The organism is Escherichia sp. WS568, from assembly GCF_046486085.1.
GTDB classification, from domain to species: domain Bacteria; phylum Pseudomonadota; class Gammaproteobacteria; order Enterobacterales; family Enterobacteriaceae; genus Escherichia; species Escherichia coli.
The window spans coordinates 45,923-66,999 of the sequence record NZ_JBJQMC010000004.1; the positions used below are offsets into that span (position 1 = coordinate 45,923).

The following is a 21,077-nucleotide window of genomic DNA, read 5'->3' on the forward strand; positions in this document are numbered from 1 at the left end:
CCGTGACGAAACTGCTCAAAGGCGAGGTATAAAATGAGTTTTTTTGATGAGTTGAAAACCTCTCTGGAAGAGGCTGTCGAGATTAAACAAGGTTTGAAAAAACCTGCACGGGTGACCCGCCACGAAATTGAGGATGCTAAGGCTGTTGTAGACCGGAAAAGGTGTTCACGCCGCATCCCGCATTCGGTGCTCAATGCCTGATGCGACGCTTACCGCGTCTTATCAGGCCTGGAGATTCACAACGTATTGAAATTTCTTGGTTTGTAGGCCGGATAAGGCGTTCACGCCGCACCCGGCATTTTACGCATTACTTCGCAATACGCTTGTACTTGATACGCTTCGGCTCCAGCGCGTCTGCGCCCAGCGTGCGTTTCTTGTACTCTTCGTACTCGGTAAAGTTACCTTCAAAGAACTCAACTTTACCTTCATCCTGGTAATCCAGAATGTGTGTGGCGATACGGTCGAGGAACCAACGGTCGTGCGAGATAACCATCGCGCAGCCCGGGAACTCCAGCAGGGCGTTTTCCAGCGCGCGCAGGGTTTCGATATCCAGGTCGTTGGTCGGTTCGTCGAGCAGCAGCATGTTGCCGCCAACCTGCAGCAGCTTCGCCAGATGCAGACGACCACGCTCACCACCGGAAAGTTCGCCAACGCGTTTACCCTGATCAACCCCTTTAAAGTTAAAGCGGCCAACGTAGGCGCGGCTTGGCATCTCGGTGTTGCCGATCTTCATGATATCCAGCCCGCCGGAAACTTCTTCCCAAACGGTTTTGCTGTTATCCATTGAGTCACGGAACTGATCAACCGATGCCAGTTTCACCGTTTCACCCAAAGTGATGGTGCCGCTGTCCGGCTGTTCCTGACCGGAGATCATACGGAACAGGGTCGATTTACCCGCACCGTTCGGACCGATGATCCCGACGATCGCCCCTTTCGGGATCGAGAAACTCAGGGAGTCAATCAGCAGACGATCGCCATAGGATTTACGCAGATTGCTGACTTCCAGCACTTTGTCGCCCAGACGTGGTCCAGGTGGAATAAACAGTTCGTTGGTTTCGTTACGTTTCTGATATTCGGTGCTGTTCAGCTCTTCAAAGCGCGCCAGACGGGCTTTACCTTTCGACTGGCGGCCTTTAGTTCCCTGACGTACCCACTCCAGCTCTTTCTCAATCGACTTACGACGCGCCGCTTCTTGTGAAGCTTCCTGCGCCAGGCGCTGATCTTTCTGCTCCAGCCAGGAGGAGTAGTTGCCTTCCCACGGAATACCTTCACCGCGGTCAAGTTCGAGGATCCAGCCTGCAACGTTATCGAGGAAGTAACGGTCGTGGGTAATCGCCACCACGGTACCCTCGAAGTCGTGCAGGAAGCGTTCCAGCCAGGCCACGGATTCGGCATCCAGGTGGTTGGTCGGTTCGTCGAGCAGCAGCATGTCTGGTTTTTCCAACAGCAGGCGGCACAACGCCACGCGACGACGCTCACCACCGGAAAGGTTAGCGATTTTCGCGTCCCAGTCCGGCAGACGCAGCGCATCAGCCGCACGCTCCAGCTGAACGTTCAGGTTATGACCGTCATGAGCCTGAATGATCTCTTCCAGACGGCCTTGTTCAGCGGCCAGCTTGTCAAAATCGGCATCCGGATCGGCGTACAGCGCATACACTTCATCCAGACGTTTCAGAGCGTTAACCACTTCAGAAACCGCTTCTTCAATGGACTCACGCACGGTGTGTTCCGGGTTCAGCTGAGGTTCCTGCGGCAGGTAACCAATCTTGATGTCTGGCTGCGGACGCGCTTCACCTTCGATATCTTTATCAATGCCCGCCATAATGCGCAGCAGGGTAGACTTACCCGCGCCGTTCAGACCCAGGACACCAATTTTTGCCCCAGGGAAGAAACTCAGAGAGATGTTTTTCAAAATATGACGTTTCGGCGGAACAACTTTGCCGACACGATGCATGGTATAAACGAATTGAGCCACGTTGGACTTCGCCTCTATGTTTATCGTGATGATGAGTTTTCAAAGGCGAAGTGTAGCCTTTTTCCTTATCTAATCCCAGCCGGTCGATCACCCTCGCAGTAAAAGTAAAAAAGTGTCCGTAACGTGGCGTAAACGGCAATGACTGGTTAGCATAAATCTATTACGCGGCATGACGCTGCATTGATGTATTGACACTTAGAGGATGCGCTTGTGGAAAAAGCCAAACACGTTACCTGGCGGCTGTTGGCTGTCGGTGTCTGTCTGCTGACGGTCAGCAGCGTGGCGCGAGCCGACTCACTGGATGAGCAGCGTAGCCGTTACGCGCAAATTAAGCAGGCCTGGGATAATCGACAAATGGATGTGGTCGAACAAATGATGCCTGGATTGAAGGATTATCCACTTTATCCCTATCTGGAATACCGCCAGATCACCGATGACCTGATGAATCAACCGGCGGTGACGGTCACTAACTTTGTTCGCGCTAACCCCACGCTTCCTCCCGCTCGCACGCTGCAATCTCGTTTCGTCAATGAACTGGCGCGGCGTGAAGACTGGCGTGGCTTGTTAGCCTTTAGCCCGGAAAAACCCGGAACTACCGAAGCGCAATGTAATTACTACTATGCGAAATGGAACACCGGGCAGAGTGAAGAAGCCTGGCAAGGGGCGAAAGAGCTGTGGCTAACCGGCAAGAGCCAGCCTAACGCCTGTGACAAGTTATTTAGCGTCTGGCGTGCGTCAGGTAAACAAGATCCGCTGGCGTATTTAGAGCGTATCCGTCTGGCGATGAAAGCGGGTAACACCGGCCTGGTAACAGTGCTGGCAGGGCAGATGCCTGCCGATTACCAGACTATCGCTTCGGCAATCATTTCACTGGCGAACAACCCTAATACGGTACTGACCTTCGCGCGTACAACCGGCGCGACCGATTTTACCCGTCAAATGGCGGCGGTGGCGTTTGCCAGCGTGGCGCGGCAGGATGCTGAAAATGCACGGCTGATGATTCCATCGCTTGCTCAGGCACAGCAGCTTAATGAAGATCAGATTCAGGAACTGCGCGATATCGTCGCCTGGCGTTTGATGGGCAACGATGTCACCGACGAACAGGCGAAATGGCGTGATGACGCCATTATGCGTTCGCAATCTACTTCGCTTATTGAACGCCGTGTGCGAATGGCGCTTGGCACCGGCGATCGTCGCGGCCTGAATACCTGGCTGGCGCGTCTGCCGATGGAGGCGAAAGAGAAAGATGAATGGCGTTACTGGCAGGCGGATTTACTGCTTGAACGCGGACGTGAAGCTGAAGCAAAAGAGATTTTGCATCAACTCATGCAACAGCGTGGTTTCTACCCGATGGTTGCTGCACAACGCATCGGCGAAGAGTATGAGCTGAAGATTGATAAAGCGCCGCAGAATGTTGACAGCGCCCTGACTCAGGGGCCGGAGATGGCGCGCGTGCGCGAGTTGATGTACTGGAATCTCGATAACACCGCGCGTAGCGAGTGGGCCAATCTGGTGAAGAGCAAGTCAAAAACAGAGCAGGCGCAACTGGCGCGGTATGCTTTCAATAACCAATGGTGGGATCTCAGCGTTCAGGCAACGATCGCCGGGAAGCTGTGGGATCATCTGGAAGAGAGATTCCCGCTGGCTTACAACGATCTTTTCAAACGTTACACCAGTGGGAAGGAGATCCCGCAAAGCTATGCGATGGCGATTGCCCGTCAGGAGAGTGCCTGGAATCCGAAAGTGAAATCGCCGGTAGGAGCCAGCGGCCTGATGCAGATTATGCCGGGTACAGCGACCCATACGGTGAAGATGTTCTCTATTCCCGGTTATAGCAGCCCTGGGCAATTGCTGGATCCGGAAACAAACATCAACATTGGCACCAGTTACCTGCAATATGTTTATCAGCAGTTTGGCAATAACCGTATTTTCTCCTCAGCAGCTTATAACGCCGGACCAGGGCGGGTGCGAACCTGGCTTGGCAACAGCGCAGGGCGTATCGACGCAGTGGCATTTGTCGAGAGTATTCCATTCTCCGAGACGCGCGGTTATGTGAAAAACGTGCTGGCTTATGACGCTTACTACCGCTATTTCATGGGGGATAAACCGACGTTGATGAGCGCCACGGAATGGGGACGTCGTTACTGATCCACACGTTTATGATATGCTATCGTACTCTTTAGCGAGTACAACCGGGGGAGGCATTTTGCTTCTCCCGCTAACAATGGCGACATACTATGGCCCAACAATCACCCTATTCAGCAGCGATGGCAGAACAGCGTCACCAGGAGTGGTTACGTTTTGTCGACCTGCTTAAGAATGCCTACCAAAACGATCTCCATTTACCGTTGTTAAACCTGATGCTGACGCCAGATGAGCGCGAAGCGTTGGGGACTCGCGTGCGTATTGTCGAAGAGTTGTTGCGCGGCGAAATGAGCCAGCGTGAGTTAAAAAATGAACTCGGCGCGGGCATCGCGACGATTACGCGTGGATCTAACAGCCTGAAAGCCGCGCCCGTCGAGCTGCGACAGTGGCTGGAAGACGTGTTGCTGAAAGATCACTGATACACCGCATTATGAAACGGACTCAGCGCCAGGATCACCGCCTGGTGATAGACGCTGGCGCGAGTGAGTTTCCCGGCGGTAAACACGCCGATCGCCCCTTCCTTACGACCAATCTCATCAATACCGGTATAACGCGACATCACGGGACCAAGTGCCTCACCTTCACGCACTTTTTCCAGAATCACCGCAGGCAACGGCAAAGTAGCCGAACGCGCCTCGCCGCGCTGGCTGGCGTTTTCAATCACCACCCAACTGAAAGTGCTGTCACCATCGATGCCAGCTTCAATCGCCACCCAAAAATCAGCCTCTGGAAGTAAACGGCGAGCATTTGCTACCCGATTTCGTGCGCCAGCGCGCGTTTCCTCACTGCCAAAGGGTTGTTCCGGTACACCGCTCTCGACGGCAACGGATGCAATATGGCAGGATCCTTCGCCGAAGATCTCGTGAAATGCCTGCAGAATGGCCTGAATTTTAGCGGGATTGGTGGTCGCACAGACAACTTGGTGCATAATCAGCATTACTCAGAAAATTAACGTTACAGCAGTATACGGAAAAAAAGCATGTTACAGGTATACCTAGTCCGCCACGGTGAAACGCAGTGGAACGCCGAGCGACGTATTCAGGGCCAGTCTGACAGCCCGCTGACCGCCAAAGGTGAGCAACAGGCGATGCAGGTGGCAACCCGTGCCAAAGAGCTTGGCATTACGCATATCATCAGTAGCGATTTAGGACGCACCCGGCGTACGGCGGAAATCATCGCCCAGGCCTGCGGCTGTGACATCATCTTTGATTCTCGCCTGCGTGAATTAAACATGGGGGTGCTGGAAAAAAGACATATCGATTCTCTGACCGAAGAAGAAGAGAACTGGCGTCGGCAGCTGGTCAATGGCACCGTTGACGGGCGTATTCCTGAAGGAGAGTCAATGCAGGAGCTCAGCGATCGCGTCAATGCGGCACTGGAATCTTGCCGGGACTTACCGCAGGGAAGCCGACCGCTGCTGGTGAGCCACGGTATTGCACTGGGATGCCTGGTGAGTACGATTCTCGGATTACCAGCATGGGCAGAGCGTCGCTTACGTCTGCGTAACTGTTCTATTTCGCGCGTGGATTATCAGGAAAGCCTGTGGCTGGCGTCTGGCTGGGTCGTTGAAACCGCAGGGGACATCTCGCATCTGGACGCCCCTGCATTAGATGAGCTGCAGCGTTAACGACGGATCGGAATCAGCAGTTCACAGCGCAGATTAATTGGGCGATCTCCCGCTTTGGCATCTTCTGCCGGGTAGTATCGCTCAATATCCTGACCTTTACGGCGCGTCAGGTTGAGCATTGGCATGCACGTTCCGTATACCGTCAGGATAAACTCCTGCACGCCGGTTCCCAGACCTTCATAGGTAAACATCACATATTCACCGCCTTGCAGCATCACAGGATGCCCGGTCAATACATAGCCATCTGCCTGATCCTGGGCTAATGCGGTGGTATAGAACACTTCTTGCTCGTCGTCTTTATCCTGGCTCGGACGCGTTTCATTCAGGCCGTAGAGCACAGGTGGAATGGTCGGCGCGTTGCCGAGAAAATCGTGCCAGAACTGATAACGCATTTCATGGCGGAAATCAGAGATTTGCTCCAGCGAACAGGAGTAGCTTTGGGTTACACCAATCAGCGGCGTATCTTCCAGGGTGACAAATTTGTGCTCTGGCATAGTGAATTCACCCAGACGTAGCGGCGGGCGAATACCAAAGGCGCTCCATTCAGGAGAACGGCGGTAAAGTGCAGGAGTCTGGGCAAACTGCTTCTTGAATGCGCGGGTAAATGTCTGTTGAGAGTCGAAGCGGTATTGCAGCGCGATGTCCAGAATCGGACGCGCAGTCAGGCGTAGTGCGACCGCCGATTTCGACAAACGACGAGCACGAATATACGCGCCAATAGCATGGCCAGTGACATCTTTAAACATTCTCTGTAAGTGCCACTTGGAATAACCTGCTTTCGCCGCTACATTGTCGAGCGACAGGGGCTGATCCAGATGACCTTCCAGCCAGATTAAAAGGTCGCGAATAATGCCGGCCTGATCCATAAAATATCCTCATCCTTTCAACAACGAGCACCTGACATCAGGTAATTGGATAATAGCATTTTTTGCTGTTTTAGCATTCAGTGTTTTTTTCTTAGTAGAGTATGTTTTAGGACTTGACGGAAATAAAAGTATTGAGATTTTGTTCTTAATCAATATGTTATTTACCGTGACGAACTAATTGCTCGTGTAATAGATAAAAATGGTAACAATATGAAATACAAGCATTTGATCCTGTCTTTAAGCCTGATAATGCTGGGGCCATTGGCTCATGCAGAAGAGATTGGTTCGGTCGACACCGTATTTAAAATGATCGGCCCGGATCACAAAATTGTTGTGGAAGCCTTTGATGATCCCGATGTGAAAAATGTCACCTGTTATGTGAGCCGGGCGAAAACCGGTGGTATTAAAGGGGGATTGGGTCTGGCGGAAGATACCTCCGATGCGGCCATTTCTTGTCAGCAAGTCGGGCCGATTGAACTGTCGGATCGTATTAAAAACGGCAAAGCTCAGGGCGAGGTAGTATTCAAAAAACGTACGTCCCTGGTCTTTAAGTCGTTACAGGTCGTGCGCTTTTATGACGCTAAACGCAACGCGCTCGCTTATCTGGCTTACTCCGACAAAGTTGTAGAAGGTTCGCCGAAAAACGCGATTAGCGCGGTTCCTGTCATGCCGTGGCGGCAATAACAGAGGCGATTTATGCGACGGGAAACGGTCTGGTTAGTGGAAGATGAGCAAGGGATAGCCGACACGCTGGTCTACATGTTGCAGCAGGAAGGTTTTGCTGTCGAGGTCTTTGAGCGAGGCTTGCCGGTGCTGGATAAAGCTCGCCAGCAGGTACCCGACGTCATGATTCTCGATGTTGGTCTGCCGGATATCAGCGGCTTTGAATTGTGCCGCCAGTTACTGGCGCTCCATCCGGCGTTACCTGTACTGTTCCTGACGGCCCGAAGTGAAGAGGTCGATCGCCTGCTTGGGCTGGAAATTGGCGCTGACGACTATGTGGCTAAACCGTTTTCACCCCGCGAAGTGTGCGCCAGGGTGCGCACCTTACTGCGTCGGGTGAAGAAGTTCTCGACGCCGTCTCCCGTCATCCGTATTGGTCATTTTGAATTGAATGAACCCGCGGCGCAGATCAGCTGGTTTGACACGCCATTAACGCTGACGCGGTATGAGTTTTTATTGCTGAAGACGTTACTCAAGTCGCCAGGCCGCGTCTGGTCCCGCCAGCAACTGATGGATAGCGTGTGGGAAGATGCGCAGGACACCTACGATCGCACCGTCGATACCCACATTAAAACGCTGCGTGCCAAGCTGCGCGCCATCAACCCCGATCTTTCACCGATTAATACTCATCGCGGCATGGGATATAGCCTGAGGGGCCTGTAATGCGTATCGGCATGCGGTTGTTGCTGGGCTATTTTTTACTGGTGGCGGTGGCAGCCTGGTTCGTACTGGCCATTTTTGTCAAAGAAGTTAAACCGGGCGTGCGAAGAGCAACGGAGGGGACGTTGATCGACACCGCAACGTTGCTGGCGGAGCTGGCGCGTCCCGATTTGCTCTCTGGGGACCCAACGCATGGGCAACTGGCGCAGGCGTTTAATCAGCTACAACATCGCCCGTTTCGCGCCAATATCGGTGGCATTAACAAAGTGCGCAATGAATATCATGTCTATATGACCGATGCGCAGGGCAAAGTATTGTTCGATTCGGCAAATAAAGCCGTTGGACAGGATTATTCGCGCTGGAATGACGTCTGGCTAACGTTGCGTGGTCAGTATGGTGCGCGCAGCACGTTGCAAAATCCTGCCGATCCCGAAAGTTCTGTGATGTATGTTGCCGCACCGATTATGGACGGCTCGCGGCTTATTGGCGTTTTGAGCGTAGGCAAACCGAACGCGGCGATGGCTCCGGTCATTAAGCGTAGCGAGCGGCGAATTTTATGGGCCAGCGCCATTTTGTTGGGGATTGCACTGGTGATTGGCGCAGGCATGGTTTGGTGGATCAACCGCTCTATTGCCCGGCTCACTCGCTATGCTGATTCCGTCACTGACAATAAGCCCGTTCCTCTCCCCGATCTCGGTAGTAGCGAGTTGCGTAAACTCGCGCAGGCGCTGGAAAGTATGCGCGTGAAGCTGGAAGGGAAAAACTATATTGAGCAGTATGTTTATGCGTTAACCCATGAGCTAAAAAGCCCACTGGCGGCGATTCGTGGCGCGGCGGAAATTTTACGCGAAGGTCCGCCGCCGGAAGTGGTGGCTCGTTTTACTGACAACATTCTGACGCAAAATGCGCGTATGCAGGCACTGGTGGAAACGTTACTACGCCAGGCAAGACTGGAGAATCGTCAGGAAGTCGTTCTGACTGTTGTTGATGTGGCGGCATTATTCCGCCGCGTCAGCGAAGCGCGCACCGTGCAGTTGGCAGAAAAAAAAATCACTCTGCATGTTATGCCCACCGAGGTTAACGTTGCTGCTGAACCGACGTTACTGGAGCAGGCGCTGGGGAATTTACTGGATAACGCCATCGATTTTACCCCCGAGAGCGGTCGTATAACGCTAAGCGCCGAAGTGGAGCAGGAACACGTCACGCTTAAGGTGCTGGATACCGGTAGTGGTATTCCTGACTACGCGCTTTCACGTATTTTTGAACGCTTTTACTCTTTGCCGCGTGCAAATGGGCAAAAAAGCAGCGGTCTGGGGTTGGCGTTCGTCAGTGAGGTCGCCCGTTTGTTTAACGGCGAAGTCACGCTGCACAACGTGCAGGAAGGTGGCGTGCTGGCCTCGCTTCGACTTCACCGTCACTTCACATAGCTTCAAATTCTTCCCACATAGCCTTCGTATCCTGCTGCCATTGCAAAGGAGAAGACTATGTTGAAATCCCCCCTGTTCTGGAAAATGACCACCCTGTTTGGTGCCGTATTGCTGTTGTTGATTCCGATAATGCTGATTCGGCAGGTGATTGTCGAACGTGCCGATTACCGTAGCGATGTGGAAGATGCGATTCGCCAAAGTACCAGCGGGCCGCAAAAACTCGTTGGGCCGCTCATCGCTATTCCTGTGACCGAGCTTTATACGGTGCAGGAAGAGGATAAAACCGTGGAGCGGAAACGAAGTTTTATCCATTTTTGGTTACCTGAGTCATTGATGGTTGATGGCAATCAGAACGTGGAAGAACGCAAGATAGGGATTTATACCGGTCAGGTCTGGCACAGTGATTTAACGCTAAAAGCCGATTTCGATGTTTCGCGTCTTAGCGAACTCGACGCGCCAAATATCACCTTTGGCAAGCCATTTATTGTGATTAGCGTCGGGGATGCGCGTGGTATTGGTGTGGTGAAAGCGCCTGAAGTTAACGGAACGGCGCTGACCATTGAACCCGGCACCGGGTTAGAGCAAGGCGGGCAGGGCGTGCATATCCCTTTACCCGAAGGGGACTGGCGGAAGCAGAACCTGAAGCTGAATATGGCACTGAATTTAAGCGGTACCGGCGATCTTTCTGTGGTGCCTGCCGGGCGTAATAGCGAAATGACCTTAACCAGCAACTGGCCGCATCCCAGTTTTTTAGGTGATTTTCTACCAGCCAAACGGGAAGTTAGTGAGTCAGGTTTTCAGGCGCAATGGCAAAGCAGCTGGTTTGCTAATAATCTCGGTGAGCGTTTTGCTTCAGGCAATGATACCGGCTGGGAAAACTTCCCGGCGTTTAGCGTCGCAGTGACGACGCCAGCCGATCAATACCAATTAACTGACCGGGCGACTAAGTATGCCATTCTGCTGATTGCGCTGACTTTTATGGCGTTCTTTGTTTTTGAAACGCTCACCGCGCAACGCTTACACCCAATGCAATATTTGCTGGTGGGGCTTTCATTGGTGATGTTTTATTTGCTCTTGCTGGCGCTTTCTGAACATACCGGTTTTACCGTGGCATGGATAATCGCCAGTCTGATTGGGGCGTTAATGAACGGTATTTATTTGCAGGCGGTATTGAAAGGTTGGCGCAACAGCATGTTGTTTACCCTCGCGCTGTTGTTGCTGGATGGTGTGATGTGGGGACTGCTCAACTCTGCCGATAGCGCGCTGTTGTTGGGAACCAGTGTGCTGGTGGTGGCGCTGGCCGGCATGATGTTTGTGACCCGTAATATCGACTGGTATGCGTTTTCACTGCCGAAAATGAAAGCCAGTAAAGAAGTTACAACGGACGATGAATTACGTATCTGGAAATAAGGTTGAAAAATAAAAACGGCGCTAAAAAGCGCCGTTTTTTTGACGGTGGTAAAGCCGATTAATCTTCCAGATCACCGCAGAAGCGATAACCTTCACCGTGAATGGTGGCGATGATTTCCGGCGTATCCGGCGTAGATTCGAAATGTTTACGAATACGGCGGATCGTCACGTCTACAGTACGGTCGTGCGGTTTCAGCTCACGGCCGGTCATTTTCTTCAGCAGTTCAGCACGGGACTGAATTTTGCCTGGGTTTTCACAGAAGTGAAGCATGGCGCGGAACTCACTGCGCGGCAGCTTGTACTGCTCGCCATCAGGGCCGATCAACGAACGGCTGTTGATGTCCAGTTCCCAACCATTGAACTTGTAGCTTTCAACGCTACGACGTTCTTCGCTGACAGTACCCAGATTCATGGTACGGGACAGCAGGTTGCGTGCACGAATCGTCAGTTCACGCGGGTTGAACGGTTTGGTGATGTAGTCATCTGCACCGATTTCGAGGCCGAGAATTTTATCGACTTCGTTGTCACGGCCAGTCAGGAACATCAACGCAACATTCGCCTGCTCGCGCAGTTCACGCGCTAACAGAAGACCGTTCTTACCCGGCAGATTGATATCCATGATCACCAGGTTGATGTCATATTCAGAGAGGATCTGATGCATTTCCGCGCCATCTGTCGCTTCGAAAACATCATAGCCTTCCGCTTCGAAAATACTTTTCAACGTGTTGCGTGTTACCAACTCGTCTTCAACGATAAGAATGTGCGGGGTCTGCATGTTTGCTACCTAAATTGCCAACTAAATCGAAACAGGAAGTACAAAAGTCCCTGACCTGCCTGATGCATGCTGCAAATTAACATGATCGGCGTAACATGACTAAAGTACGTAATTGCGTTCTTGATGCACTTTCCATCAACGTCAACAACATCATTAGCTTGGTCGTGGGTACTTTCCCTCAGGACCCGACAGTGTCAAAAACGGCTGTCATCCTAACCATTTTAACAGCAACATAACAGGCTAAGAGGGGCCGGACACCCAATAAAACTACGCTTCGTTGACATATATCAAGTTCAATTGTAGCACGTTAACAGTTTGATGAAATCATCGTATCTAAATGCTAGCTTTCGTCACATTATTTTAATAATCCAACTAGTTGCATCATACAACTAATAAACGTGGTGAATCCAATTGTCGAGATTTATTTTTTATAAAATTATCCTAAGTAAACAGAAGGATATGTAGCATTTTTTAACAATTCAACCGTTAGTACAGTCAGGAAATAGTTTAGCCTTTTTTAAGCTAAGTAAAGGGCTTTTTCTGCGACTTACGTTAAGAATTTGTAAATTCGCACCGCGTAATAAGTTGACAGTGATCACCCGGTTCGCGGTTATTTGATCAAGAAGAGTGGCAATATGCGTATAACGATTATTCTGGTCGCACCCGCCAGAGCAGAAAATATTGGGGCAGCGGCGCGGGCAATGAAAACGATGGGGTTTAGCGATCTGCGGATTGTCGATAGTCAGGCACACCTGGAGCCAGCCACCCGCTGGGTCGCACATGGATCTAGTGATATTATTGATAATATTAAAGTTTTCCCGACACTGGCTGAATCGTTACACGATGTCGATTTCACTGTCGCCACCACTGCGCGCAGTCGGGCGAAATATCATTACTACGCCACGCCAGTTGAACTGGTGCCGCTGTTAGAGGAAAAATCTTCATGGATGAGCCATGCCGCGCTGGTGTTTGGTCGCGAAGATTCCGGGTTGACTAACGAAGAGTTAGCGTTGGCTGACGTTCTTACTGGTGTGCCGATGGTGGCGGATTATCCTTCGCTCAATCTGGGGCAGGCGGTGATGGTCTATTGCTATCAATTAGCAACATTAATACAACAACCGGCGAAAAGTGATGCAACGGCAGACCAACATCAACTGCAAGCTTTACGCGAACGAGCCATGACATTGCTGACGACTCTGGCAGTGGCAGATGACATAAAACTGGTCGACTGGTTACAACAACGCCTGGGGCTTTTAGAGCAACGAGACACGGCAATGTTGCACCGTTTGCTGCATGATATTGAAAAAAATATCACCAAATAAAAAACGCCTTTGTAAGTATTTTTCAGCTTTTCATTCTGACTGCAACGGGCAATATGTCTCTGTGTGGATTAAAAAAAGAGTGTCTGATAGCAGCTTCTGAACTGGTTACATGCCGTGAGTAAATTAAAATTTTATTGACTTAGGTCACTAAATACTTTAACCAATATAGGCATAGCGCACAGACAGATAAAAATTACAGAGTACACAACATCCATGAAACGCATTAGCACCACCATTACCACCACCATCACCATTACCACAGGTAACGGTGCGGGCTGACGCGTACAGGAAACACAGAAAAAAGCCCGCACCTGACAGTGCGGGCTTTTTTTTTCGACCAAAGGTAACGAGGTAACAACCATGCGAGTGTTGAAGTTCGGCGGTACATCAGTGGCAAATGCAGAACGTTTTCTGCGGGTTGCCGATATTCTGGAAAGCAATGCCAGGCAGGGGCAGGTGGCCACCGTCCTCTCTGCCCCCGCCAAAATCACCAACCACCTGGTGGCGATGATTGAAAAAACCATTAGCGGCCAGGATGCTTTACCCAATATCAGCGATGCCGAACGTATTTTTGCCGAACTTTTGACGGGACTCGCCGCCGCCCAGCCGGGGTTCCCGCTGGCGCAATTGAAAACTTTCGTCGATCAGGAATTTGCCCAAATAAAACATGTCCTGCATGGCATTAGTTTGTTGGGGCAGTGCCCGGATAGCATCAACGCTGCGCTGATTTGCCGTGGCGAGAAAATGTCGATCGCCATTATGGCCGGCGTATTAGAAGCGCGCGGTCACAACGTTACCGTTATCGATCCGGTCGAAAAACTGCTGGCAGTGGGGCATTACCTCGAATCTACCGTCGATATTGCTGAGTCCACCCGCCGTATTGCGGCAAGTCGTATTCCGGCTGATCACATGGTGCTGATGGCAGGTTTCACCGCCGGTAATGAAAAAGGCGAACTGGTGGTGCTTGGACGCAACGGTTCCGACTACTCTGCTGCGGTGCTGGCTGCCTGTCTACGCGCCGATTGTTGCGAGATTTGGACGGACGTTGACGGGGTCTATACCTGCGACCCGCGTCAGGTGCCCGATGCGAGGTTGTTGAAGTCGATGTCCTACCAGGAAGCGATGGAGCTTTCCTACTTCGGCGCTAAAGTTCTTCACCCCCGCACAATTACCCCTATCGCCCAGTTCCAGATCCCTTGCCTGATTAAAAATACCGGAAATCCTCAAGCACCAGGTACGCTCATTGGTGCCAGCCGTGATGAAGACGAATTACCGGTCAAGGGCATTTCCAATCTGAATAACATGGCAATGTTCAGCGTTTCCGGCCCGGGGATGAAAGGGATGGTTGGCATGGCGGCGCGTGTCTTTGCAGCGATGTCACGCGCCCGTATTTCCGTGGTGCTGATTACGCAATCGTCTTCTGAATACAGTATCAGTTTCTGCGTTCCACAAAGCGACTGTGTGCGAGCTGAACGGGCGATGCAGGAAGAGTTCTATCTTGAACTGAAGGAAGGCTTGCTGGAGCCGCTGGCGGTGACGGAACGGCTGGCCATTATCTCGGTGGTAGGTGATGGTATGCGCACCTTGCGTGGGATCTCGGCGAAATTCTTTGCCGCGCTGGCCCGCGCCAATATCAACATTGTCGCCATTGCTCAGGGATCTTCTGAACGCTCAATCTCTGTCGTGGTCAATAACGATGATGCGACCACTGGCGTGCGCGTTACTCATCAGATGCTGTTCAACACCGATCAGGTTATCGAAGTGTTTGTGATTGGTGTCGGTGGCGTTGGCGGTGCGCTGCTGGAGCAACTGAAGCGTCAGCAAAGCTGGTTGAAGAATAAACATATCGACTTACGTGTCTGCGGTGTTGCCAACTCGAAGGCACTGCTCACCAATGTACATGGCCTTAATCTGGAAAACTGGCAGGAAGAACTGGCGCAAGCCAAAGAGCCGTTTAATCTCGGGCGCTTAATTCGCCTCGTGAAAGAATATCATCTGCTGAACCCGGTCATTGTTGACTGCACTTCCAGCCAGGCAGTGGCGGATCAATATGCCGACTTCCTGCGCGAAGGTTTCCACGTTGTCACGCCGAACAAAAAGGCCAACACCTCGTCGATGGATTACTACCATCAGTTGCGTTATGCGGCGGAAAAATCGCGGCGTAAATTCCTCTATGACACCAACGTTGGGGCTGGATTACCGGTTATTGAGAACCTGCAAAATCTGCTCAATGCAGGTGATGAATTGATGAAGTTCTCCGGCATTCTTTCTGGTTCGCTTTCTTATATCTTCGGCAAGTTAGACGAAGGCATGAGTTTCTCCGAGGCGACCACGCTGGCGCGGGAAATGGGTTATACCGAACCGGACCCGCGAGATGATCTTTCTGGTATGGATGTGGCGCGTAAGCTATTGATTCTCGCCCGTGAAACGGGACGTGAACTGGAACTGGCGGATATTGAAATTGAACCTGTGCTGCCCGCAGAGTTTAACGCAGAGGGTGATGTTGCCGCTTTTATGGCGAATCTGTCACAGCTCGACGATCTCTTTGCCGCACGCGTGGCGAAGGCTCGTGATGAGGGCAAAGTTTTGCGCTATGTTGGCAATATTGATGAAGATGGCATCTGCCGCGTGAAGATTGCCGAAGTGGATGGCAATGATCCGCTGTTCAAAGTGAAAAATGGCGAAAACGCCCTGGCCTTCTATAGCCACTATTATCAGCCGCTGCCGTTGGTTCTGCGCGGATATGGCGCGGGCAATGACGTTACAGCTGCTGGTGTCTTTGCCGATCTGCTACGTACCCTCTCATGGAAGTTAGGAGTCTGACATGGTTAAAGTTTATGCCCCGGCTTCCAGTGCCAATATGAGCGTCGGGTTTGATGTGCTCGGGGCGGCGGTGACACCTGTTGATGGTGCATTGCTCGGAGATGTAGTCACGGTTGAGGCGGCAGAGACATTCAGTCTCAACAACCTCGGACGCTTTGCCGATAAGCTGCCGTCAGAACCACGGGAAAATATCGTTTATCAGTGCTGGGAGCGTTTTTGCCAGGAACTGGGTAAGCAAATTCCAGTGGCGATGACCCTGGAAAAGAATATGCCGATCGGTTCGGGCTTAGGCTCCAGTGCCTGTTCGGTGGTCGCGGCGCTGATGGCGATGAATGAACACTGCGGCAAGCCGCTTAATGACACTCGTTTGCTGGCTTTGATGGGCGAGCTGGAAGGCCGTATCTCCGGCAGCATTCATTACGACAACGTGGCACCGTGTTTTCTTGGTGGTATGCAGTTGATGATCGAAGAAAACGACATCATCAGTCAGCAAGTGCCAGGGTTTGATGAGTGGCTGTGGGTGCTGGCGTATCCGGGGATTAAAGTCTCGACGGCAGAAGCCCGGGCTATTTTACCGGCGCAGTATCGCCGCCAGGATTGCATTGCGCACGGGCGACATCTGGCAGGCTTCATTCACGCCTGCTATTCCCGTCAGCCTGAGCTTGCCGCGAAGCTGATGAAAGATGTTATCGCTGAACCCTACCGTGAACGGTTACTGCCAGGCTTCCGGCAGGCGCGGCAGGCGGTCGCGGAAATCGGCGCGGTAGCGAGCGGTATCTCCGGCTCCGGCCCGACCTTGTTCGCTCTGTGTGACAAGCCGGAAACCGCCCAGCGCGTTGCCGACTGGTTGGGTAAGAACTACCTGCAAAATCAGGAAGGTTTTGTTCATATTTGCCAGCTGGATACGGCGGGCGCACGAGTACTGGAAAACTAAATGAAACTCTACAATCTGAAAGATCACAATGAGCAGGTCAGCTTTGCGCAAGCCGTAACCCAGGGGTTGGGCAAAAATCAGGGGCTGTTTTTCCCGCACGACCTGCCGGAATTCAGCCTGACTGAAATTGATGAGATGCTGAAGCTGGATTTTGTCACCCGCAGTGCGAAGATCCTCTCGGCGTTTATTGGTGATGAAATCCCGCAGGAAATCCTGGAAGAGCGCGTACGCGCGGCGTTTGCCTTCCCGGCTCCGGTCGCCAATGTTGAAAGCGATGTCGGTTGTCTGGAATTGTTTCACGGGCCAACGCTGGCATTTAAAGATTTCGGCGGTCGCTTTATGGCACAAATGCTGACCCATATTGCGGGCGATAAGCCAGTGACCATTCTGACCGCGACATCTGGTGATACTGGAGCGGCAGTGGCTCATGCTTTCTACGGTTTACCGAATGTGAAAGTGGTTATCCTCTATCCACGAGGCAAAATCAGTCCACTGCAAGAAAAACTGTTCTGTACATTGGGCGGCAATATCGAAACTGTTGCCATCGACGGCGATTTCGATGCCTGTCAGGCGCTGGTGAAGCAGGCGTTTGATGATGAAGAACTGAAAGTGGCGCTGGGGCTAAACTCTGCTAACTCCATTAACATCAGCCGTTTGCTGGCGCAGATTTGCTACTACTTTGAAGCTGTTGCGCAGCTGCCGCAGGAAGCGCGCAACCAGCTGGTTGTCTCGGTGCCAAGCGGAAACTTCGGCGATTTGACGGCGGGTCTGCTGGCGAAGTCACTCGGTCTGCCGGTGAAACGTTTTATTGCTGCGACCAACGTGAACGATACCGTGCCACGTTTCCTGCACGACGGTCAGTGGTCACCCAAAGCGACTCAGGCGACGTTATCCAATGCGATGGATGTTAGCCAGCCAAACAACTGGCCGCGTGTGGAAGAGTTGTTCCGCCGCAAAATCTGGCAACTGAAAGAGCTGGGGTATGCAGCCGTGGATGATGAAACCACGCAACAGACAATGCGTGAGTTAAAAGAACTGGGCTATACCTCGGAGCCGCACGCTGCCGTAGCTTATCGTGCGCTGCGTGACCAGTTGCATCCAGGCGAATATGGCTTGTTCCTCGGCACCGCGCATCCGGCGAAATTTAAAGAGAGCGTGGAAGCGATTCTCGGTGAAACATTGGATCTGCCAAAAGAGCTGGCAGAACGTGCTGATTTACCCTTGCTTTCGCATAACCTGCCCGCCGATTTTGCTGCGTTGCGTAAATTGATGATGAATCATCAGTAACATCTATTCATTATCTCAATCAGGCCGGGTTTGCTTTTATGCAGCCCGGCTTTTTTATGAAGAAAATATGGAGAAAAACGACAGGGAAAAAGGAGAAATTCTCAATAAATGCGGTAACTTAGAGATTAGGATTGCGGAGAATAACAACTGCCGTTCTCATCGCGTAATCTCCGGATATCGACCCATAACGGGCAATGATAAAAGGAGTAACCTGTGAAAAAGATGCAATCTATCGTACTCGCACTTTCCCTGGTTCTGGTCGCTCCCATGGCAGCACAGGCTGCGGAAATTACGTTAGTCCCGTCAGTAAAATTACAGATAGGCGATCGTGATAATCGTGGCTATTACTGGGATGGCGGTCACTGGCGCGACCACGGCTGGTGGAAACAACATTATGAATGGCGAGGCAATCGCTGGCACCCACACGGACCGCCGCCATCGCCGCGCCATAACAAGCACAATGATCATCGTGGCGATCATCGTCCGGGGCCTGACAAACATCATCGCTAAATATCAATGCCGGATTGCCATCCGGCATTTACTGCAAACTTAACGCTGCTCGTAGCGTTTAAACACCAGTTCGCCATTGCTGGAGGAAGCTTCATCAAAGAAGTAACCTTCGCTATTAAAACCAGTCAGTTGCTCTGGTTTGGTCAGCCGATTTTCAATAATGAAACGACTCATCAGACCGCGTGCTTTCTTAGCGTAGAAGCTGATTATCTTAAATTTGCCGTTCTTCTCATCGAGGAACACTGGCTTGATAATCTCGGCATTCAATTTCTTCGGCTTCACCGATTTAAAATACTCATCTGACGCCAGATTTATCACCACATTATCGCCTTGTGCTGCGAGCGCCTCGTTCAGCTTGTTGGTGATGATATCTCCCCAGAATTGATACAGATCTTTCCCTCGGGCATTCTCAAGACGTATCCCCATTTCCAGACGATAAGGCTGCATTAAATCGAGCGGGCGCAGTACGCCATACAAGCCGGAAAGCATTCGCAAATGCTGTTGGGCAAAATCGAAATCGTCTTCGCTGAAGGTTTCGGCCTGCAAGCCGGTGTAGACATCACCTTTAAATGCCAGAATCGCCTGGCGGGCATTCTCCGACGTGAAATCTGGCTGCCAGTCATGAAAGCGAGCGGCGTTGATACCCGCCAGTTTGTCGCTGATGCGCATCAGGGAGCTAATCTGCGGGGGCGTCAGTTTCCGCGCTTCATGGATCAGCTGCTGGGAGTTGTCTAACAGCTCCGGCAGCGTATAGCGCGTGGTGGGCAACGGGCTTTGGTAATCAAGCGTTTTCGCAGGTGAAATAAGAATCAGCATATCCAGTCCTTGCAGGAAATTTATGCCGACTTTAGCAAAAAAAGAGAATGAGTTGATCGATAGTTGTGATTACTCCTGCGAAACGTCATCCCACGCGTCTGGAGAAAGCTGGCGACCGATCTCCGGATAACGCAACGGATCAAACACCGGGCGCACGCCGAGTTTACGCTGGCGTAGATAATCACTGGCAATGGTATGAACCACAGGCGAGAGCAGTAATATGGCGGTCAAATTGGTAATAGCCATGCAGGCCATTATGATATCTGCCAGTTGCCACATCAGCGGAAGACTTAGCAAGGTGCCGCCGATGACCGTTGCGAAGGTGCAGATCCGCAGACACCAGATCGCTTTAGGGTTGTTCAGGCGTAAAAAGAAGAGATTGTTTTCGGCATAAATGTAGTTGGCAACGATGGAGCTGAAGGCAAACAGAATAACCACGAGGGTAACAAACTCAGCACCCCAGGAACCCATTAACACCCGCATCGCCTTCTGGATAAGCTGAATACCTTCCAGCGGCATGTAGGTTGTGCCGTTACCCGCCAGTAATATCAGCATGGCGCTTGCCGTACAGATGACCAGGGTGTCGATAAAAATGCCAATCATCTGGACAATTCCTTGCGCTGCGGGATGCGGAGGCCAGGACGCCGCTGCCGCTGCCGCGTTTGGCGTCGACCCCATTCCCGCCTCATTGGAAAACATACTGCGCTGAAAACCGTTAGTAATCGCCTGGCTTAAGGTATATCCCGCCGCGCCGCCTGCCGCTTCCTGCCAGCCAAAAGCACTCTCAAAAATAGACCAAATGACGTGGGGAAGTTGCCCGATATTCATTACGCAAATTACCAGGCTGGTCAGTACCCAGATTATCGCCATCAACGGGACAAACCCCTGCATGAGCCGGGCGACGCCATGAAGACCGCGAGTGATTGCCAGCAGAGCAAAGACAGCGAGAATAATGCCTGTCACCAGCGGAGGAAAATCAAAAGAAAAACTCAGGGCTCGGGCAACGGCGTTCGCCTGAACTCCGCTGAAAATTATGCCGTAGGCGATGAGCAAAAAGAGGGCGAACAGAACGCCCATCCAGCGCATCCCCAGCCCGCGCGCCATATACCATGCCGGTCCGCCACGAAACTGCCCATTAACGTCACGTTCTTTATAAAGTTGTGCAAGGGAACATTCGGCAAACGAGGTCGCCATGCCGATAAACGCGGCAACCCACATCCAGAAGACGGCACCTGGTCCACCGGCGGTAATAGCCAGCGCAACGCCAGCCAGGTTGCCGCTACCCACGCGCGCCGCAAGACTGGTACACAATGACTGAAATGAGGTTAAACCGCCTGGCTGTGGATGAATGCTATTTTTAAGACTTTTGCCAAACTGGCGGATGTAGCGAAACTGCACAAATCCGGTGCGAAAAGTGAACCAACAACCTGCGCCGAAGAGCAGGTAAATCATTACCGATCCCCAAAGGACGCTGTTAATAAAGGAGAAAAAATCTGGCATGCATATCCCTCTTATTGCCGGTCGCGATGACTTTCCTGTGTAAACGTTACCAATTGTTTAAGAAGTATATACGCTACGAGGTACTTGATAACTTCTGCGTAGCATACATGAGGTTTTGTATAAAAATGGCGGGCGATATCAACGCAGTGTCAGAAATCCGAAACAGTCTCGCCTGGCGATAACCGTCTTGTCGGCGGTTGCGCTGACGTTGCGTCGTGATATCATCAGGGCAGACCGGTTACATCCCCCTAACAAGCTGTTTAAAGAGAAATACTAT

At 51.8% G+C, this 21,077-nt stretch carries 21 protein-coding genes and 1 other annotated feature; of the genes, 15 read left to right on the forward strand and 6 right to left on the reverse strand.

From position 1 onward, the window contains the following. Positions 1-33 precede the first annotated feature (33 nt). Positions 34-201 carry a NadS family protein gene (gene nadS, locus ACJHWR_RS05880; protein ID WP_000007443.1) on the forward strand — a complete coding sequence of 56 codons (168 nt, stop codon included), beginning with the start codon at positions 34-36 and terminating at the stop codon, positions 199-201. 106 nt (positions 202-307) lie between these two features. Here the strand turns inward: nadS and ettA are convergent, their stop codons facing one another. Then, positions 308-1,975: an energy-dependent translational throttle protein EttA gene (gene ettA, locus ACJHWR_RS05885; RefSeq protein WP_000046754.1), complete on the reverse strand. Its 1,668-nt coding sequence runs from the start codon at positions 1,973-1,975 to the stop codon at positions 308-310. A gap of 210 nt (positions 1,976-2,185) precedes the next feature. Between ettA and sltY the strand changes: the two genes are divergently transcribed. Both sltY and trpR read left to right on the forward strand, forming a co-directional pair. Beyond that, positions 2,186-4,123: a murein transglycosylase gene (gene sltY / locus ACJHWR_RS05890; protein WP_000409429.1), complete on the forward strand. Its 1,938-nt coding sequence runs from the start codon at positions 2,186-2,188 to the stop codon at positions 4,121-4,123. An 89-nt stretch (positions 4,124-4,212) separates the two neighbouring features. Further along, positions 4,213-4,539 carry a trp operon repressor gene (trpR, locus tag ACJHWR_RS05895; RefSeq protein WP_000068676.1) on the forward strand — a complete coding sequence of 109 codons (327 nt, stop codon included), beginning with the start codon at positions 4,213-4,215 and terminating at the stop codon, positions 4,537-4,539. Here the strand turns inward: trpR and yjjX are convergent. Continuing rightward, positions 4,533-5,048 carry an inosine/xanthosine triphosphatase gene (gene yjjX / locus ACJHWR_RS05900; RefSeq protein WP_001570904.1) on the reverse strand — a complete coding sequence of 172 codons (516 nt, stop codon included), beginning with the start codon at positions 5,046-5,048 and terminating at the stop codon, positions 4,533-4,535. The two genes, trpR and yjjX, sit on opposite strands and share 7 nt — an antisense overlap. Before the next feature lie 51 nt (positions 5,049-5,099). On the opposite strand from yjjX, the gene gpmB reads away from it, so the two are divergent. Beyond that, entirely contained in the window at positions 5,100-5,747 is a 648-nt protein-coding gene (gene gpmB, locus ACJHWR_RS05905) for a 2,3-diphosphoglycerate-dependent phosphoglycerate mutase GpmB (RefSeq protein WP_000942344.1), read from the forward strand. Here gpmB and robA read toward each other — a convergent pair. Further along, a complete protein-coding gene (robA, locus tag ACJHWR_RS05910) occupies positions 5,744-6,613 on the reverse strand; it encodes an MDR efflux pump AcrAB transcriptional activator RobA (protein ID WP_000371666.1) in 870 nt (289 codons plus the stop codon). The two genes, gpmB and robA, sit on opposite strands and share 4 nt — an antisense overlap. A gap of 210 nt (positions 6,614-6,823) precedes the next feature. On the opposite strand from robA, the gene creA reads away from it, so the two are divergent. The 4 genes from creA to creD are packed head-to-tail and all read left to right on the forward strand — an operon-like array spanning position 6,824 to position 10,833. After that, entirely contained in the window at positions 6,824-7,297 is a 474-nt protein-coding gene (creA, locus tag ACJHWR_RS05915) for a protein CreA (RefSeq protein WP_000875487.1), read from the forward strand. 12 nt (positions 7,298-7,309) lie between these two features. After that, positions 7,310-7,999: a two-component system response regulator CreB gene (gene creB / locus ACJHWR_RS05920; protein WP_001250764.1), complete on the forward strand. Its 690-nt coding sequence runs from the start codon at positions 7,310-7,312 to the stop codon at positions 7,997-7,999. Further along, complete coding sequence (creC, locus tag ACJHWR_RS05925; RefSeq protein WP_001219590.1) at positions 7,999-9,423, forward strand: two-component system sensor histidine kinase CreC; 1,425 nt, start codon at positions 7,999-8,001, stop codon at positions 9,421-9,423. Before creB ends, creC begins: the two co-directional genes overlap by 1 nt. A 57-nt stretch (positions 9,424-9,480) precedes the next feature. Beyond that, positions 9,481-10,833 carry a cell envelope integrity protein CreD gene (creD, locus tag ACJHWR_RS05930; RefSeq protein ID WP_000920325.1) on the forward strand — a complete coding sequence of 451 codons (1,353 nt, stop codon included), beginning with the start codon at positions 9,481-9,483 and terminating at the stop codon, positions 10,831-10,833. Between the two features lie 58 nt (positions 10,834-10,891). Here the strand turns inward: creD and arcA are convergent, their stop codons facing one another. Continuing rightward, on the reverse strand, positions 10,892-11,608 hold the full coding sequence (arcA, locus tag ACJHWR_RS05935; RefSeq protein WP_001194358.1) for a two-component system response regulator ArcA: 717 nt from the start codon (positions 11,606-11,608) through the stop codon (positions 10,892-10,894). A 95-nt stretch (positions 11,609-11,703) separates the two neighbouring features. Between arcA and yjjY the strand changes: the two genes are divergently transcribed. The 7 genes from yjjY (at position 11,704) to ACJHWR_RS05970 (ending at position 18,484) form a co-directional block, all read left to right on the forward strand. Further along, a complete protein-coding gene (gene yjjY / locus ACJHWR_RS05940) occupies positions 11,704-11,844 on the forward strand; it encodes a protein YjjY (protein ID WP_001303782.1) in 141 nt (46 codons plus the stop codon). A 399-nt stretch (positions 11,845-12,243) separates the two neighbouring features. Then, a complete protein-coding gene (locus ACJHWR_RS05945) occupies positions 12,244-12,930 on the forward strand; it encodes a tRNA/rRNA methyltransferase (RefSeq protein ID WP_001223135.1) in 687 nt (228 codons plus the stop codon). A 213-nt stretch (positions 12,931-13,143) separates the two neighbouring features. Next, positions 13,144-13,209, forward strand: a complete 66-nt coding sequence (gene thrL / locus ACJHWR_RS05950; protein ID WP_001386572.1) for a thr operon leader peptide — start codon at positions 13,144-13,146, stop codon at positions 13,207-13,209. Then, positions 13,145-13,264 (forward strand) — a sequence feature (Thr leader region). It overlaps the preceding gene by 65 nt. A 26-nt stretch (positions 13,265-13,290) precedes the next feature. Next, positions 13,291-15,753: a bifunctional aspartate kinase/homoserine dehydrogenase I gene (gene thrA / locus ACJHWR_RS05955; RefSeq protein ID WP_001264706.1), complete on the forward strand. Its 2,463-nt coding sequence runs from the start codon at positions 13,291-13,293 to the stop codon at positions 15,751-15,753. Between the two features lies 1 nt (position 15,754). Then, a complete protein-coding gene (thrB, locus tag ACJHWR_RS05960; RefSeq protein ID WP_000241661.1) occupies positions 15,755-16,687 on the forward strand; it encodes a homoserine kinase in 933 nt (310 codons plus the stop codon). Continuing rightward, the gene (gene thrC, locus ACJHWR_RS05965) at positions 16,688-17,974 is read left to right on the forward strand and encodes a threonine synthase (protein ID WP_000781061.1); all 1,287 of its coding nucleotides are present in this window, start codon (positions 16,688-16,690) and stop codon (positions 17,972-17,974) included. Positions 17,975-18,187: 213 nt separating this feature from the next. Then, on the forward strand, positions 18,188-18,484 hold the full coding sequence (locus ACJHWR_RS05970) for a DUF2502 domain-containing protein (RefSeq protein WP_000738728.1): 297 nt from the start codon (positions 18,188-18,190) through the stop codon (positions 18,482-18,484). Positions 18,485-18,523: 39 nt separating this feature from the next. On the opposite strand, the gene yaaA is transcribed toward ACJHWR_RS05970, so the two are convergent. Further along, a complete protein-coding gene (yaaA, locus tag ACJHWR_RS05975) occupies positions 18,524-19,300 on the reverse strand; it encodes a peroxide stress protein YaaA (protein ID WP_000906177.1) in 777 nt (258 codons plus the stop codon). A gap of 69 nt (positions 19,301-19,369) precedes the next feature. After that, positions 19,370-20,800 carry an alanine/glycine:cation symporter family protein gene (locus ACJHWR_RS05980; RefSeq protein ID WP_001112574.1) on the reverse strand — a complete coding sequence of 477 codons (1,431 nt, stop codon included), beginning with the start codon at positions 20,798-20,800 and terminating at the stop codon, positions 19,370-19,372. Between the last annotated feature and the right edge of the window lie 277 nt (positions 20,801-21,077).